19 protein-coding genes, 1 tRNA gene and 1 pseudogene are annotated in these 15839 nt (G+C 38.9%); 13 read left to right on the top strand and 8 right to left on the bottom strand.

What is annotated here, in order from left to right; genetic code table 11:
- The first annotated feature begins 131 nt into the window (after positions 1-131).
- The gene (locus B554_RS0113500) at positions 132-1013 is read left to right on the top strand and encodes a hypothetical protein (RefSeq protein WP_019458469.1); all 882 of its coding nucleotides are present in this window, start codon (positions 132-134) and stop codon (positions 1011-1013) included.
- Between the two features lie 66 nt (positions 1014-1079).
- Here B554_RS0113500 and B554_RS0113495 read toward each other — a convergent pair whose 3' ends face one another.
- A complete protein-coding gene (locus B554_RS0113495; RefSeq protein ID WP_019458468.1) occupies positions 1080-1298 on the bottom strand; it encodes a DUF6500 family protein in 219 nt (72 codons plus the stop codon).
- 27 nt (positions 1299-1325) lie between these two features.
- Positions 1326-1661 (bottom strand): winged helix-turn-helix transcriptional regulator, encoded by a 336-nt coding sequence (locus B554_RS0113490; protein WP_005300806.1) that lies wholly within the window; start codon positions 1659-1661, stop codon positions 1326-1328.
- A 116-nt stretch (positions 1662-1777) separates the two neighbouring features.
- Between B554_RS0113490 and B554_RS0113485 the strand changes: the two genes are divergently transcribed.
- The 3 genes and pseudogenes from B554_RS0113485 to B554_RS0113475 all read left to right on the top strand — a co-directional run bounded on the left by B554_RS0113485 (position 1778) and on the right by B554_RS0113475 (position 3881).
- Positions 1778-2335 (top strand): NAD(P)H-dependent oxidoreductase, encoded by a 558-nt coding sequence (locus B554_RS0113485; protein WP_019458467.1) that lies wholly within the window; start codon positions 1778-1780, stop codon positions 2333-2335.
- A gap of 141 nt (positions 2336-2476) precedes the next feature.
- A pseudogene (locus tag B554_RS0113480) lies at positions 2477-3256 on the top strand (hypothetical protein).
- Positions 3257-3308: 52 nt separating this feature from the next.
- Positions 3309-3881, top strand: a complete 573-nt coding sequence (locus B554_RS0113475; RefSeq protein WP_019458465.1) for a hypothetical protein — start codon at positions 3309-3311, stop codon at positions 3879-3881.
- A 65-nt stretch (positions 3882-3946) separates the two neighbouring features.
- Here the strand turns inward: B554_RS0113475 and B554_RS0113470 are convergent.
- Positions 3947-4036: transfer RNA gene (locus B554_RS0113470), tRNA-Ser, on the bottom strand.
- A gap of 117 nt (positions 4037-4153) precedes the next feature.
- On the opposite strand from B554_RS0113470, the gene B554_RS0113465 reads away from it, so the two are divergent.
- Positions 4154-6031 (top strand): potassium transporter Kup, encoded by a 1878-nt coding sequence (locus tag B554_RS0113465; RefSeq protein ID WP_004705082.1) that lies wholly within the window; start codon positions 4154-4156, stop codon positions 6029-6031.
- 55 nt (positions 6032-6086) lie between these two features.
- Here the strand turns inward: B554_RS0113465 and B554_RS0113460 are convergent, their stop codons facing one another.
- The gene (locus B554_RS0113460) at positions 6087-6506 is read right to left on the bottom strand and encodes a hypothetical protein (protein WP_004705086.1); all 420 of its coding nucleotides are present in this window, start codon (positions 6504-6506) and stop codon (positions 6087-6089) included.
- A 255-nt stretch (positions 6507-6761) separates the two neighbouring features.
- On the opposite strand from B554_RS0113460, the gene B554_RS0113455 reads away from it, so the two are divergent.
- From B554_RS0113455 to B554_RS0113445, 3 genes are all read left to right on the top strand, one after another.
- Complete coding sequence (locus B554_RS0113455; RefSeq protein ID WP_019458464.1) at positions 6762-7844, top strand: DNA/RNA non-specific endonuclease; 1083 nt, start codon at positions 6762-6764, stop codon at positions 7842-7844.
- Positions 7845-7942: 98 nt separating this feature from the next.
- Complete coding sequence (locus B554_RS0113450; RefSeq protein WP_019458463.1) at positions 7943-8542, top strand: LysE family translocator; 600 nt, start codon at positions 7943-7945, stop codon at positions 8540-8542.
- Positions 8543-8586: 44 nt separating this feature from the next.
- On the top strand, positions 8587-8829 hold the full coding sequence (locus B554_RS0113445; RefSeq protein ID WP_000476056.1) for a hypothetical protein: 243 nt from the start codon (positions 8587-8589) through the stop codon (positions 8827-8829).
- A 222-nt stretch (positions 8830-9051) separates the two neighbouring features.
- Here the strand turns inward: B554_RS0113445 and aqpZ are convergent, their stop codons facing one another.
- Both aqpZ and B554_RS0113435 read right to left on the bottom strand, forming a co-directional pair.
- Entirely contained in the window at positions 9052-9741 is a 690-nt protein-coding gene (aqpZ, locus tag B554_RS0113440; RefSeq protein ID WP_004705093.1) for an aquaporin Z, read from the bottom strand.
- 132 nt (positions 9742-9873) lie between these two features.
- Positions 9874-10878 (bottom strand): AraC family transcriptional regulator, encoded by a 1005-nt coding sequence (locus B554_RS0113435; RefSeq protein WP_019458462.1) that lies wholly within the window; start codon positions 10876-10878, stop codon positions 9874-9876.
- 109 nt (positions 10879-10987) lie between these two features.
- Between B554_RS0113435 and B554_RS0113430 the strand changes: the two genes are divergently transcribed.
- Positions 10988-11626 carry a hypothetical protein gene (locus B554_RS0113430; protein WP_019458461.1) on the top strand — a complete coding sequence of 213 codons (639 nt, stop codon included), beginning with the start codon at positions 10988-10990 and terminating at the stop codon, positions 11624-11626.
- 41 nt (positions 11627-11667) lie between these two features.
- Here B554_RS0113430 and hisF read toward each other — a convergent pair whose 3' ends face one another.
- Positions 11668-12426 (bottom strand): imidazole glycerol phosphate synthase subunit HisF, encoded by a 759-nt coding sequence (gene hisF / locus B554_RS0113425; protein ID WP_000880078.1) that lies wholly within the window; start codon positions 12424-12426, stop codon positions 11668-11670.
- 112 nt (positions 12427-12538) lie between these two features.
- Here hisF and B554_RS0113420 point away from each other — a divergent pair, with 112 nt between their 5' ends.
- From B554_RS0113420 to B554_RS0113405, 4 genes are read left to right on the top strand one after another with little or no spacing between them, the layout of a single operon-like run.
- Positions 12539-13489, top strand: a complete 951-nt coding sequence (locus B554_RS0113420; RefSeq protein WP_019458460.1) for a homoserine kinase — start codon at positions 12539-12541, stop codon at positions 13487-13489.
- 11 nt (positions 13490-13500) lie between these two features.
- The gene (locus tag B554_RS0113415) at positions 13501-14130 is read left to right on the top strand and encodes a DUF1294 domain-containing protein (protein ID WP_019458459.1); all 630 of its coding nucleotides are present in this window, start codon (positions 13501-13503) and stop codon (positions 14128-14130) included.
- A 36-nt stretch (positions 14131-14166) separates the two neighbouring features.
- Positions 14167-14559 (top strand): DUF4870 family protein, encoded by a 393-nt coding sequence (locus B554_RS0113410; RefSeq protein ID WP_019458458.1) that lies wholly within the window; start codon positions 14167-14169, stop codon positions 14557-14559.
- A gap of 3 nt (positions 14560-14562) precedes the next feature.
- On the top strand, positions 14563-14868 hold the full coding sequence (locus B554_RS0113405; RefSeq protein ID WP_019458457.1) for an antibiotic biosynthesis monooxygenase family protein: 306 nt from the start codon (positions 14563-14565) through the stop codon (positions 14866-14868).
- A 35-nt stretch (positions 14869-14903) separates the two neighbouring features.
- Here the strand turns inward: B554_RS0113405 and B554_RS0113400 are convergent, their stop codons facing one another.
- Positions 14904-15806: a DMT family transporter gene (locus tag B554_RS0113400; RefSeq protein WP_025465220.1), complete on the bottom strand. Its 903-nt coding sequence runs from the start codon at positions 15804-15806 to the stop codon at positions 14904-14906.
- Positions 15807-15839: the final 33 nt, after the last annotated feature.

The raw sequence follows: 15839 nt of genomic DNA, 5'->3' as shown, positions 1-15839 counted from the left end.
ATCTTAATAAGTAGGTAGATATCACCACTTAATACTAAATGACAAGTACACGGAACTATTTAGAAAAGAATTGGATGTTATTGTAAGTTGGGGAAATAGCAAAGTAGAGTTTAATTTATGGAAAAACAGTAATGACGGCAAAATTTAGACAATATTTCCTAATCTTTATTTTGGGATTTTTGCTTTCCGCTTGTCAGCCAACCGCGAAGAATGATGAAAATTTGACTTTGAATCAGCAGGCCTACACCTTGCATATGGGTGAAAAAGGTATCCAAGATTTTTCAAAGTATAGTGATGGTAATGTCGATAATCACCCAGCTGGCGTTAGCTTTAGAGAACTTCAATTTTCTCCTCCTAACTTAGGAAAATTAACCATAGAGAATGGGCCTAACAGTTTATTAATTGAACATGTTTTTTCAGTATTAGGAACTCAATATGACAAAAATGAAGGGATTCAAGTTTTAGATATCGATGCGGGTCTCACAAAAGAAGAATTTGCGACTCCAGAGCAAGCTTATCAAAGCTATGTAGCTTTAATGAAACGTATTAATCAGGCTGGCTGGAAAAACTATTTCTTTACAGATGCTCCGCGTATCGCTAAAGAAGATAATATTAAGCATCTATCGAAAAGTCGTGATGTTATTGATCCAAGCTATATTTTTAGTTTTGAAGAATGGAAAAATATAATAAATAATATTCCTACAAAATCATTAGGATATCGTCTATATGCTAGTGGAGTTATTTTAGATATAAGTTTAAAAAGAACAGCTAAAAATGAGCGGAATGAAGAGCAATATATGCTTAGATTTAGCTTTCAGAGTGTTCGTTACAATGAAAGAGACTCAATTCCTGACTCTGATAAAATGACACCTAGTGAATTCGAGCAAGCATTTAAAAAGAGATTAATTGAAAATAAAAAATATCGGGAAAAGGAAGAGAGAAAAGCCAAGGCTGAGGGCTATCATATCGATGAAGAATATACAGATCCTGATGTTTGGTCATATGTTAAGTAAATTTTTTGAAATAATAAAAAGGCTTAAATTATTTAAATTTAAGCCTTTTTTAACTAGCTTTAACTTTTACTGCTCACTTAAAACCAACTGTTTAATCTTAATGGCCTTCTCGAAGTGATCTAGCTTATGCTCCATAATCCACCAATGCGCTGCTTCCATGAGTAGCTCAGGGTTATCATTCTTATTTTTAAAAAAAGCATAAAAAGACAGACCAACATTGTCTCCCTTTTTTTCAATTTTATCGTCGCATCCCTTAATAAAAATTTCTCTTAATTCATTTCTCATAATTAGTATCACTTCAAGTCTATAAAACTAAGACGGCTTATTTTGCTCGCCCCATTGGCACATCATATCTAATAAAGGAATTAAAGATTGCCCTTTTTCTGAAAGACGATACTCAACTTTTGGCGGAATTTGAGGATATTCCTTGCGAGTAATCAGCCCATCTCTTTCCAATTCTTTAAGTGTATTACTGAGTGTTCTAAATGAAATGTTGCCAATACAGCGTTGCATCTCATTAAAACGCATGACATTTTTTTCGTACAGCCAATACATGATAATCATTTTATATTTGCCATTAATCAAAGAAAGGGTATAGCCAAAACCCGTATCTTCTAATGGTGTATATGAAGGAATGCACTCAGTCATTTTTAAAATCTACACTATCTTTTAGTATAGTATATAACATAAATTACCGTACTTATATTTAGGAAAGCACACTTCTATAATCGATTTATCTACTTTCCGATAAGAGTGTTTTCATAATGAAAAAGACATTAGTCATTGTTACCCATCCTCACATAGACCAATCTGTTGTAAATAAAAGATGGGTAGAAGAACTAGAAAAACACCCAGAGCAATTTACGGTTCACCAAATTTATCAAGCCTATCCAGACGGGGTGATTGATGTTGCCAAAGAGCAAGCACTAGTCGAAGAACACGAAAATTTAGTATTTCAATTTCCAGTGTATTGGTTTAACTGCCCACCACTTTTGAAGCAATGGATTGATGAGGTTGTGACTTATGGTTGGGGGTATGGTTCAACAGGTGACAAACTTAAAAATAAAAAGTTTATGTTGGCTTTGTCTGCGGGTGTGCAAGAAAAAGTTTATTCAGAGTATGGTGGATATAACCTTTCTTTAGAGCAAATTTTTACTCCATTTAAGCTAACAGCTTTATATGTTGGGGCAGACTATCAACCGCTTCATGCATTTTATGGTATAGACACAAATCCATCAGAAGATGACGATGTGCCGACTCAACAAGACATAGCGGATAATGCGGTTCAGTATGTTCAGAAGTTATTAGCGTTGTCTGAGTAAGTTTTAAGAGGAGGCCTGAACGTGAGAGTTTGGGCTTCTTATATAGAAGATTTTTAAAAAATTACATTAAGGTTTTAAGTTAAATATACAATTTATTTATGATATAAATGTCTGCTAAATATAGATTAAATTTAAAAATTCATGACTATTCTTGATATTAAAGAAAAAGAAAACTCCCTTATAACTGACGATGCTCATGAATTAATATGCTATGCAACAATCAGTGAAATAAACTCATGGAACGATGTCGTTAACTTATATTCAGAAATTAAGCATAAGCATTTACCTAAAAAAGTATTATTACTTTTAGAAGATATTCGGCAATGTGAATACACATCCATGCATGCTTCAATGGGAGATGGTCTTTATTTTGATACTACAGAATTCGTTGAAGATGACAGTGCAGCAAGTTGGGAAAATACTCGACCATTAGAGCTTCAATATCATATTGAACAATTATTAAAGCCAGAAAATTATATAGACTTTAATAACTTGCCTAAAAAACTTAGCTATAGCGATGAAGATCAAGCAACTCTGCTACAGATTAATGCTGAACCCGACAAAATTTTAGATGCCGTTATTCAAGTAAAGTTAGTCAATAGTCCAACTGAAACTCAAAAATTTGCAGCATGCCTCAATGGATATTTTAGTTGTGATTTGAACCCTTTTGAATCTTTTAGCTTGATTGAGCATTTAGATCGAAACTATGGCTTAGAGTATGTGGGTTTAGGGGCAAGCTTATTATTCTTTATGAAAACACCAAAATTTGATGCAAATAAAACGCCTCAATTGCTTAATTAGTTGAGCAACTTTTATCAATTCAATCAAACAACGCATCACCAGCTAGAACAGCATTTATCTCATCATGAATATCTTATTTTGCCTTATGTAGAGTCATTAGAAGTGTTCGATTTGGATTAAGTTAATTCGAGATAACCAATATTTATTTTTTAAAACTTGATGAGATTAAAGTATGAAAAAACTACTCAGTTTAAGTGCATTAGTATTAGTAACTACATTAACAGGGTGTGCAGTTAATTTACCTTATAACAATCGTCTAAACTATACGTCTATTTCAGAATTATCTGCTCTTCCGAAAGTGCAAGATACGGTGTATATCAAATGGAATCCTGATACTTTCCCTCAACGTATTGATATTCAAGGTTCGGATGGTTTTGTAGGAGGCGGTACTAGAACACGTATTCCTACAGGCGTAGCTCTATCGAGTCGTATAGAAGAAGCGATTGCTCAGATAGCAAAACTATCATCAAATGGAAGTCCATTAACAATTACGGTCGAAAAAGCCAGATCTGGCTTTGAATACACTGCTGGTATTTTAAATAGGGCACCAGCCATAGACGTAGCTGATGTAACTCTAGTTGCTACCTTTGAATATAAGGGGCAGAAATGGACAAATACATTTAACTCTAAGCTAAAAGATCCAAAAATGGGCGGCTCATCTCAAACAGGTTTGTTAGATAAAGCATGGGATGATATTGCTGTACAAGTCGCTAAGGATGTTTCTAAACATTTAGCTATTAACTAATCTTTTAATTTTTATTAAAAATAAAAAAGACCTAAATCAAAACGATTAGGTCTTTTTTTGAATTCTGGCGGTGAGAGAGGGATTCGAACCCTCGATACGCGCAAACGTATACACACTTTCCAGGCGTGCTCCTTAAGCCACTCGGACACCTCACCAAGGCGTGCGATAGTAACTAAAAAATCAGGTTCTGCCAAGATTTAAGACGAGCATTACAGAAAAAAAATAATAGAGGTGATAAGATTGCGCTAAAAATCTATTGGTTTAATTACACAATGCAAAATACGGCCAAAAAAGCGACCTTGCCTGCCACGGCTTTGGCAGCTCTTGGGGTGGTCTTTGGAGACATCGGAACGAGTCCGCTCTATGCCTTGAAAGAGTCCTTCCATGCTGCCCATGGTTTGGGAATTCAGCCTGAAAACGTATTAGGAATTTTATCCATTATTTTTTGGTGCTTAATGCTGATTATCAGCATCAAGTATGTCGCAATTGTCATGCGTGCAGACAACAATGGCGAAGGCGGTATCATGGCCTTACTCGCATTGAATTTGCGTAAAGCAAAAATTGCCGACAACAAAAAAATCTACATGATTGCCATTGGCTTTATTGGGGCATCACTGTTCTTTGGTGACGGTATTATTACCCCAGCAATTTCGGTATTGTCTGCGGTCGAAGGGTTGTCTATTGCAACCAACGTTTTTGACCCGTTCATTATGCCAATTGCAATTGCCATTATCATTACACTGTTTTTAGTGCAAAAACATGGTACTGCGTTTGTAGGCAAGTTCTTTGGTCCAATTACGCTTGTGTGGTTCATCTCTTTAGGCGCATTAGGCCTTCATAGCGTTATTCAAACACCAATTGTACTCGGCATGTTTAGCCCGCATTGGGCAATTCAGTTTATCTATCATCATCCAGTCATGACCTTTTTTGTGATGGGTGCTGTGGTGTTAACCGTGACAGGTGGTGAAGCACTTTATGCCGACATGGGACATTTTGGACCAGTTCCGATTCGTCTTGCGTGGTTCTTTGTGGTGTTGCCATGCTTGGTTTTAAATTATGCAGGACAGGGCGCATTGTTACTTCGTGACCCTGCGGCAATTGAAAACCCGTTCTATTTGTTGGTTCCACAGTGGGCACTTTACCCAATGATTATTATGGCGACTATGGCAACAGTGATTGCCTCTCAAGCTGTAATTTCAGGGGTGTTTTCTCTTGCTCGCCAAGCGATTCAATTGGGTTATTTACCACGTTTAAGTATTAAACATACCTCTGAGTCTGAAGAAGGTCAGATCTATGTACCGTTCTTAAACTGGTTACTTTTAATCGCAATTATTATCTTAATTCTGATTTTCAAAACCAGCTCAAACTTGGCAAGTGCTTATGGTTTAGCAGTGACCTTAACCATGCTGTGTGACACGATTTTGGTTTCCATCTTTATCTACTCGGCGTGGAAATGGAGCTGGCCAAAAGTGGTGTTACTGATTATTCCATTCTTCATTTTAGAATCGGTTTTAGTCGCAGCAACTTCACTTAAAGTGCTATCAGGTGGTTGGGTGCCGTTGCTCATTGGTGGTATTGCGGTCACTATCTTAATGACATGGAAACGTGGTCGTGAGCTTACCTTTGCTAAACTCGAACATGACACGTTGTCTTTAGACTTGTTTGTGAAAAGTATTGGTAATAGCGTGCACTGGGTACCGGGTGATGCCGTGTTTATGACAGGTACACCAAACGTTGTACCTCATGCCATGTTGCATAACATCAAGCACAACAAAGTACTGCATCAGCGTAATATTCTGGTCACTGTGGTGATTGAAGATGTACCTTTCGTTGCACCAGAAGAACGTATTACGACAGAAGCTTTAGCTGAACATTTCTACCGTATTAAAATTTTCTATGGTTTTAAAGATGAAATGAATGTGCCAAAAGCACTCATGAAAGCTTATGAGCAGTTAGGTCTTGAATACGACTTAATGCATATCAGCTTCTTTATTTCGCGTGATCGTATTGTTCACTCGGTGGGTGATGGTATGTCGCCGTGGAGAGAAAAGCTGTTTATTTCGATGCAGCGTAATACCAGTCCGGTGAGTGACTTCTACCAAATTCCAACCAACCGTGTGGTGGAGTTAGGTAGTCAAATCGAAATATAAAATTTGATGTAATAAAAAAACCAAGACATAAGTCTTGGTTTTTTTATGGCTCCGATTATTGAGCTTGTGCCATTGGCGCATCTGCTGGTAAAGCACCATCTTTTGCCATTGGGTCCGCAGACTGGTTTGGGTCGGCTGGTGGCGGTGGAGTATTTGGGTCTTGTGGCGCTGGAGCAGCCATATCGCCGCCCGCTGGAGGTGCTGGTGGTGCATCTGCTGGAGGAGCAGGAGGTACATCAGCTGGAATAGGAGCACCCGTAGGGGCTGCACCTGTTGGCGGAGCAGAAACAGGTTGTACTTTCCCACTATTCACTAAATCACTAATAGAGCCAGGCTGGCCATTGACGGTTGTAGTGACTTTTACTTTAGACAAACTTTCTAAAGTTTCACCTGGTTGGACCGCAGGTTCAGCTAGGGCTGCCATACTGCACAGTCCAGCAATTACGCCAATACCAATAATCTTTGAATGGATCATTAAATGGACTCCGTTTATATTTTTATCCAAATTTGTGGAGCTAACCATGTCATAAGGCATGAGGGCTTTTCAATGAAAGATACGCAATTAACCCAATTCAATAGTGAAAGTTCCTCACAATCCCAACAGATTGTTACGTAAGGGGAAATGGAGTTACAAAAAAGATGACCATGTTTTAACCATTTGAAAGATAAGCGATATACTTAAAAAAGCAGGATTGTTAAGCTGCGTGTGGACAGTGGTATTGATAGAAACATGGCAAGCAAAAAAAGTAGTTCAGGCATCTTCGGTGATTTTTCTTTAAGTGAGCATTTTGGCAAAATTGTACTTGCCGGAGTGGCAGCAGGAAGCTTTGCCATCGCTTTTGGCGGTGAAAAAATTTCACAATGGTTTTCGCCTTTAAGTACTAACTCGACTTGTCTAAATCAGTTTTATCGTGAAGTTCCACCTGCCCTAAATAAAGAAAGTTTAAAAAAAGACAGTTATGCGCTGTGTTTTAATGGCTTCAATGTTCTGTACTCGGGTATGTCTAAAACGCCGTTATGGTCAGCTGAATATCTAAGTCCAGACCGTTTAAGCACTAAAATTAAACGTGAAGATAACTTCCATGAAGAAACGCGTGTTCCTGAGCGTCACCGTTCATTGTTAAGCGATTATCGTGGCTCAGGCTATGACCGTGGGCACATGTCTCCAAATGGTGATATGCCAACTAAAGACTCGCAGTACGATAGCTTCTCGCTCAGTAATATGGTTCCGCAGGCCCCTAAAAATAATCAGGAAGTTTGGCGTAAGCTTGAAGACGCTACACGTGCTGTTGTTACTAAGCAAAAGCAAGATGCCTATATCGTGACGGGACCAATTTTTGAAGGTCAACGACTCAAAACGATTGGGCGTGGTGTTATTGTTCCAAGCGCCGTATATAAAGCTGTTTATTATCCTAAAACGGGTGCAATTGGCGCTTACTATGCACCAAATAACAACTCGCAGCAGGTCAAAGTTGTGAGTGTTTGTTATTTGGAAGAAAAGTTAGGAATTAACTTATTTCCTCAACTTACCGAACAACAAAAACGTAATGTTTATCGTCTGCCATTAACATCTAGCCAAGTTAAGCCAAATCAGAAATTAGATTATTTGCACTGGGATGGAGAAAGTCAGTGTGAACAAGATTTAACTAAAGATCAGATTCACGCATTACAAGATCAGTTTAAAAAGCAAAAAAGTACGTCTTCTGAACCTATGGAATCAAAAGTTCCAAGTATTGATGAAGAAACTAGAAAGGCGATTGTGAAACAATTAGTAGAAGCCTTGGTGAACTATTTCTTGCAAATCATTAAATAACTCGCATGTAAACATTGTTGCACAGTTCTTATTCAATACAATAAGATGAGAATACAGATCTGTCTGTTTATCCATTTATTCGAATAAGGACAATAACAATGTTTGCCTCGATGTTTCTTTTTTCTTTTGCTATGTCTATTACCCCGGGTCCCGTCAATACCGTCATTTTATCGACCAGCTTAAATCATGGTTTAAAAAGATCAGTTCCGTATATTTCAGGCGCTACCATTGGTTTTACTTTGCTTTTGATTTTTATGGCGTTTGGCCTGCAAAGTGTATTAACTCAATTTCCAGTTGTCTTAAAAATTCTTGCGATTTGTGGAACGCTCTTTGTTTGTTATATCGGGATTAAAATTATTCTTTCTGCTGCAAATATTTCTATTTCAAGTGATCCTGTCGAACAGATCATTATTCCCAATTTTAAAGATGGGTTCTTGTTACAGTGGCTTAACCCTAAAGCGTGGTTAGCTTGTGTATCGGGTATAACCATGTTTACCAGCATTGAAAACCCGCAGGCGTTGCCGATTTTTATCGTTATTTATTTTTTCACCTGTTATGTGTGTTTGTTCTTTTGGGGATTCTGTGGTGATAAATTTTCAGTGGTGCTAAACGAAGGTAACCGTTTGAAATATTTTAATATCTTGATGGGCGCTTTTTTAATTTTATCGGCACTTTTAATTTTGATTGATTTTTTTTAAATTGATCGTATTACACTGTGAAGATATAACAACGAGACACACTTATGTTTAAGCCATTTGAAAAGGGTACAGAGTCTTCTTCAATTGAAGATTTAACATTAGAAAATGATGTCGATTGCGTGAGCATTTATGGCAATTTGCAAATTACTAAAGACAAAGTAGGCTTAGAGCAGGCAAAGGCACTACAGAGCTTTTTAAACGATGTGGTTGCAGCTTTGGAAAAAGAAGAATTGCCTGAGAAAATTGAACGTCCAGCTGAACAAGAAGTGAATAATCCGTTTTTATAATTTATGCATTCTATGTGTGATGTTGAGCATAGTCATGCTGCCATACAGTCTTTAATACCATGTTAGGTCTTATCGAGTTTGTATAGACATTTCTTACTTTTGAAAGCCCAAAAGTAAACAAAAGGCTTTGTTGAACAGAGGGCACTTCCGTGTACCCCTGCTCAACAGGTGACATCCATGTCACCCACCGCGATAGCAGATTAAGGCTATAGATATAAAGAATTAATCTTTATCTCCAGCAACCACTTTATAAATAATCGCACCAATCACAGCACCTAAAATCGGCGCTACCCAGAACAACCACAATTGACTTAAAGCACCAGTTTGAGCAAAGAATGCAACACCTGTACTACGTGCAGGGTTCACCGAAGTATTTGTCACTGGAATACTGATTAAGTGAATAAGTGTTAATGCAAGACCAATCGCAATAGGCGCAAAACCAGCAGGTGCACGACCATGTGTTGATCCTAAAATAACAATTAAGAAGAATGCAGTAAGGACCACTTCAATAATAAAAGCAGAACCTAAACCAAATTTATTTGGTGATAAATCACCAAAACCATTTGAAGCAAAGCCGCCTACACCAGTGAAGCCAGCTTGTCCTTGAGCAATAATATAAAGAACAAATGCAGCAGCAGTCGCGCCGACTACTTGTGCAACGATGTAAGGAATTAAATCTTTAATATCAAAACGACCGCCGACCCAAAGACCGACACTCACCGCGGGATTAAAATGTCCACCAGAAATATGCCCTAAAGCATAAGCACCAGTGAGTACGGTTAAACCAAAGGCAAGGGCTACACCTGCAAAGCCAATACCAAGTTCCGGGAAAGCTGCGGCTAATACAGCGCTACCACAACCACCAAAGACTAGCCAAAACGTACCTAAGAATTCAGCAAAATATTTATTCATTGTGATTACTCATCTATTGATCTATTTTTTAATTAGTGTGAAATATGTCACAAAAAATTAAGCATGTGACTATATGAAATTTTTGTTTTCAGTGTTGTTTTAATCAAGAAAAGATTTGTAAGTTTTGGTTGGTTATTCTTTGTCTAAAAAATGATCTCTCCATTGTTGTGGTGTTTGATTGGTCCAATGTTTAAAAGCTCTTTGAAAAGCACTTTGTTCTGAGTAACAAAGTAAAAGGGCAATTTCTTGTAAACTTAAATGAGGGTCTTTTAAATATTCGGTTGCCAGCATAAAGCGAATTTGTTGTACACGCTCTTGAAAGGTGGTGTTTTGTTGTTGTAAATGGCGTTGGAGCTGCCGAACTGAAAGTCCTAACTGTGTTGCAATATATTCAATTTGATATTGACCCTTTTGTAAGCCAGTTAAAATGGAGTGCTGTAAGCGCTGATCGAGTTGGGTTGAATTTGGTAATTGCTCTAACAAAGCTTGTGCTTGCTGAACCAATAGCTGCTGTAATGTATGGTCGGCGCTGCTAAGCGGCTTATGAATTTCTGTAATTGGAATGAGTAACTCAGTACGTGGCTGGCTAAAACGAACGGGACATTGAAAGTACTGCTCGTAAACTCTGATATTTTTAGGGGCAGTATTTAAGAAACGTACCTCATGTAAATGTACATCTTCATGAGACATAAAAAGACGTAAGAACTGAATGACCAGCGCAATCGCGATTTCATCGGTCAGCTGAGTGGGGTGTAGCTCAGTCGCTTCCCAGCGAATAGAAGCATATTGTCCCTGTAGCTCAACCACTAAAGGGCTACCGTCATAAATTAGGCGGTGAAAGTCATGATAACGAATTAAGGCTTCCCCTAAGTTATCGCAAGAGAGAGCAAGGTAGGCAATAATTCCTAAATGTTTGGGTTGCACATATTTGGCAATTTCTAGACCTAATCCCGGCTTGGGGTCGAGTTTATAAATCACTTCTAACAAGTCGCGCCAAACGACGTAATCAAAGCGTTCCAGATTTTGAATGTGTTCTAATTGTTCAGGAATCACTAACTCATTTGCTTCACAATAAGCTTTTAATAGATGTCCCAGCCCTCCATACACCGAGCCTGTATAATTTTTTAGTTGTGGCATCCGTGACCACCTCTTTCTTGTCGTGATTTGTCAATGAAACCATAAATTCTGGTCAATACCTAGCATAACGAATTTTATATGCTGAATAAAAAGAAAAAGGAGTTAGGTGATGTTAAAAGGTTTTATTGCAGGAATTGCGGTTGCAAATGCATTTGAATGGGTGGCACACAAATATATTTTGCATGGTGTGCACCGTGCTGGAAAACCGCGCTATAGCCCAGTGCCCAGAAGCATGGAGTCACATTGGGCACATCATCGTGAAGTCCGTAAACAGCAATTTCATGATGATTGCTATGTGGAAGGCGTTGGAAACTGGCGAACTAAAAATGAGTTAATTTCTCTTGCCGTAGTGGCAACAGTTTCAAGTGCTATTTTCTATCCATTTTCAAAAGGTATGGCACTTGCAGCTTGGTACAGTGCTGGTAATTATTATTATATTCATCGCCGTGCACATTTAGAGCCTGACTGGGCAAAGCGTAAAATTCCGTGGCATTACGACCACCACATGAACTCTAATCAAGATGCTAATTGGTGTGTGACTAAGCCTTGGTTTGATTATGTGATGGGAACACGTGTGGTGTCTTCGGCAGATTTAAAAGAACAAAACCCTTTGGGTATACGATTACCGACTGCACTTGCTAAACCACTGTCTCAAGTAGTAGAAAAAATCTTCCCTGCAAAATGGGTCGAGAAAAAAGAAAAGCCTCAACTGGTTAACGACATAAATTCGGTTGATGGTGCTGCATAAAAAAATAAAGGGGCATATCGCCCCATTTACTATCAATGCGCTTACAAGCGCATTTCGATGCCTTGTTCAGCTAAATATTGTTTAGCTTCTGGAATCGTATATTGGCCAAAGTGGAAAATACTTGCAGCCAATACCGCATCTGCACCACCTTGTAAAATACCGTCTGCAAGGTGTTGTAAGTTACCTACACCGCCTGAGGCAATCGTTGGAATGGTCACGCGGTCATTAATGGCACGCATTAAGGCGATGTCATAACCCGCTTTAGTACCGTCGGCATCCATACTGGTAATAAGTAACTCGCCCGCACCATAGTCAGCCATTTTCACAGCCCATTCAATGGCATCAATACCTGTTGGTTTACGACCACCGTGAGTAAAGATTTCCCATTTGTTGTCACCAGTTTTTTTGGCATCAATTGCAACCACGATACATTGCGCGCCAAAGTGCTGAGATGCTTCTTGAACAAATTCAGGGTTAAATACGGCAGCCGAGTTAATACTCACTTTGTCTGCACCTGCATTTAATAACGCACGAATATCTTCAACCTTACGGACACCACCACCGACAGTTAATGGCACAAATACAGTCTCGGCCATACGTTCAACAGTACGGTAAGTGGTATCGCGTCCATGATGTGTAGCGGTAATGTCTAAGAAAGTAATTTCGTCTGCACCTTGTTCGTTATAGCGACGTGCCACTTCAACAGGGTCGCCAGCATCACGAATATCGAGGAATTGAACGCCTTTAACTACGCGTCCGTTATCAACGTCTAGGCAAGGAATAATACGTTTAGCAAGCATAGCTTTTTCCAAAAATAATCGCCGTTGGTGAAAGTTCCTACACAGGCGCTACACCTTCATGGAGGGAAGAGGTATTCTATCAAACTTCACAGATGTTTTTTGCAGGTTTTCCATGTCGGTTTATACCCCGTTGAGTTTAGATGAAGTTCGCACCTTTGCTGCACCTTATGGATTAGAGGTGTTGGAGCTGAACCCAATTCAGGGAGGTATTCAAAACACCAATTATTTTTTGGTTGATGTAAACCGCAAACAGTATGTACTTACCGTGTTTGAAGAGTTAGATGCACAGGGGGCAGGTGAACTTATTCCTGTACTTGAACAATTGGGGACTCATGATGTACCCGTTGCTGTACCGTTAAAACATAGCGGGCAAGCGGTTCACGTGATTGCAGACAAGCCTGCACAGATTGCACCACGTCTCATGGGTCAGCATCCCATGCAAACCACAGTAGCACAAGTTGCAGCAATTGCAGATGCACAGGCGAAACTGCATGTGGCTTTACAAGACTTTCCACTTGAACGTGAATATAGACGTGATCATCAATACTGGACAGGCGTTGCAGAGCAGCTTAAACCAAATATGACTCAAGATGACCAAGCTTTACTTGAGCAGGTCTATCAAGCGTTTAATGCGAAAACAGCACAGTATTCAAACCGACCAACAGGTTTTATTCATTCAGATTTGTTCCGCGACAATACGTTGTTCGAAGGTGAACAACTACAAGGCATTTTAGATTTTTACGAACTAAATCAAGATGAACTATTGTTTGATATTGCGATTACTATCAATGATTTTTGTACCGAATATCCACAAGCACATTTAAACTCAGAGAAAGTAGCAGCTTACTTAGCGGCATACCAAAAGGTTCGTGTGCTTACTTCAGATGAACTTGCATGTTTAGATGTATTCTTAGCAATGGCAGCATGTCGCTTTTGGTCAATGCGTTTGCAAGTTGCTCAAAAAAATAAAGAAGAAGGACGTACTGGCGACGACATTTTGCAAAAAGACCCGCAAGAAATGCGAGCAATGATGCAAGACCGTTTAAGCCATGTAAAAGCATAAAAGGAATAGAGATGCGAGATCAGGGGCGTTTAGTCGAATGGTTCGACGAAAAAGGTTATGGCTTTATTCAGCCGGATGATGCTGAAAAAGAGCGAGTCTTTTTGCATATCAAAGATTTTGCACGCCCCGGACCTCGGCCAATTATTGGTTGTGCACTAGAGTATTTGGTCATTTTAGATGAGCGAGGTCGCTTCCGTGCCCAGCAAGTCACTTATTTGAAGGCATCACAAACGCGTAAAGCTTCAAAGTCAGCAAAAACAGAATCTTCATTTCAGGCAAAACCATGGTCTGCCATGCAAATGGGCATCGTATTTTATTTTGTTCTAATGGGCATTATGAGTTTTATCCATGTTCTGCCAGCTTATACCTTATTGTTTATCTTAATGATGAATGTCTTAAGTTATTGGCTATATTCACAAGATAAAGAAGCCGCACAACTAGGCAATCGCCGTGTTCCTGAACAGACTTTACATATTGTGAGCTTTTTAGGCGGTTGGCCAGCTGCATGGTGGGCACAACAAAAACTGAGACATAAAACACAAAAACAACCATTTCGTAAGATTTATTTTTGTACCATATTCCTTCATTTACTTTTGATTTTGTGGCTAATTTCTCCTTTAAACGTTTTGCGGGGATCATAAAAGTAAATTGTTTTATTAAACTTGAGAGGTATAAAAATGAATAGTTCTATCGACCAAGATCCGAATCGTACTTTAACACTTATTTTGTATGTACTTTATATTGTTGCCATTTTTACGGGCGGCTTACTTGCGATTATTGCTTTAATTATTAACTACGTAAAACGTTCCGATGTACAAGGTTCAATTTTTGCGAGTCACTTTACTTGGCAAATCAGAACATTCTGGTGGTATCTCGCTTGGAATATTATTGCCTTTTTACCGTTTATTTTCTTGTTTTTTACAGGTGAAAATACCGATTTATTTGCAGGTGTTGCGATCTCATCGACCGTATTCTGTGTGGGCGTGATTACAGCAGCATGGATCTGGATCGTATATCGTGCAATTCGCGGTTTAATTGCATTAAACGACAATCGTCCGATGTATCAATAAATCATGATTATTGAACATGTGCATTTGAGTATAAAGTCTGGGCAAAGTGAAGCATTTCTTAAAGCATTCGAGCAGGCAAAACATATTGTTTTTCCAATGGAGGGCTTCAATGCTGTCCAACTCATTAGACATGCAACTGACCCACATCATTATATTTTAATGATCTCTTGGGATGAGATTGAGCATCATACCGAAGGGTTTAGAAAGTCTGAGGCTTATCAGGAATGGAAAGCATTGCTCCATCCTTTTTATGATCCAATGCCGACAGTTGAGTACTACGAGCCCTGCATTTTATTAAAGAAAAAATAATAGATATAAAAAAAGAGAGCGTTAAGCTCTCTTTTTTATTCTCGAATTCTTTTAGTTTTTTTAATGGGTAACTTAAGTTTTAACTCACTGACTAAAACACCTAACACCACTAAAGCACCGCCAAAAAGAGCAATAACTGGTAATCGCTCACCTGCGATTCGGCCAATAACTCCTGCCCAAACAGGCTCTCCTGCATAAATAATCGCAGCACGTGAAGGATCAACCATACGCTGAGCCCAATTCATCACAAATTGAATCAGTGCACTTGCTAAACCTAATGTAACAGCAAGGAGTACAAGCGGCCATGAAAATGCTGGAATCGTATGCTCGCCCACCACAGGCATAACTGCAAACGAAAGTAGAGACGCGACAGCAAGTTGAATAATGGTTACACGGCGCAAATTTACCTTTCCAGCAAAGTAACTAATAAAAATAATTTCTAAAGCAATCGCAACTGAGCCAAGTACTGTTAAAAGCTGCCCAAAACTTAATGAAATTTGCTCAAAACCATTACCTGTTAATAAAACAAGACCAGCAAAGGCCAAAGCTGCTCCCACCCAAGTCATGACATGTGGCGTCTTTCTAAAGATGAGCCACATTAGAATAGGTACAAGCGGAACATAGAGTGCTGTTAAAAAAGCCGATTCACTACTCGGAATGGTTTGCAGGCCAATCGTTTGAGTTCCATAACCACCTACAATCACTACACCAATTGCGGTACCAGCACCTAAGTCTTTTAAGGTAACGCCTTTCATGCTCTTGAATGAAATAAGCAATAACGTTAGCGCTGCTACAGCAAATCGGCAGCCTACAAAAAACATAGGCGATGTAAAATTCAGTGCATATTGCACTGTAAGAAATGTTCCACCCCAAATCATAGTAATCAAAACGAGTGCTAACTGAGGGGCTTTGCTTGAACTCAAAGAAATTGGTGGCATACTCAAAATTAAAATAAATTGTGCAATATACTG

The organism is Acinetobacter sp. GG2, from assembly GCF_000292385.1.
Lineage (GTDB): Bacteria > Pseudomonadota > Gammaproteobacteria > Pseudomonadales > Moraxellaceae > Acinetobacter > Acinetobacter seifertii.
This window is presented reverse-complemented; position numbering and strand designations above follow the sequence as displayed.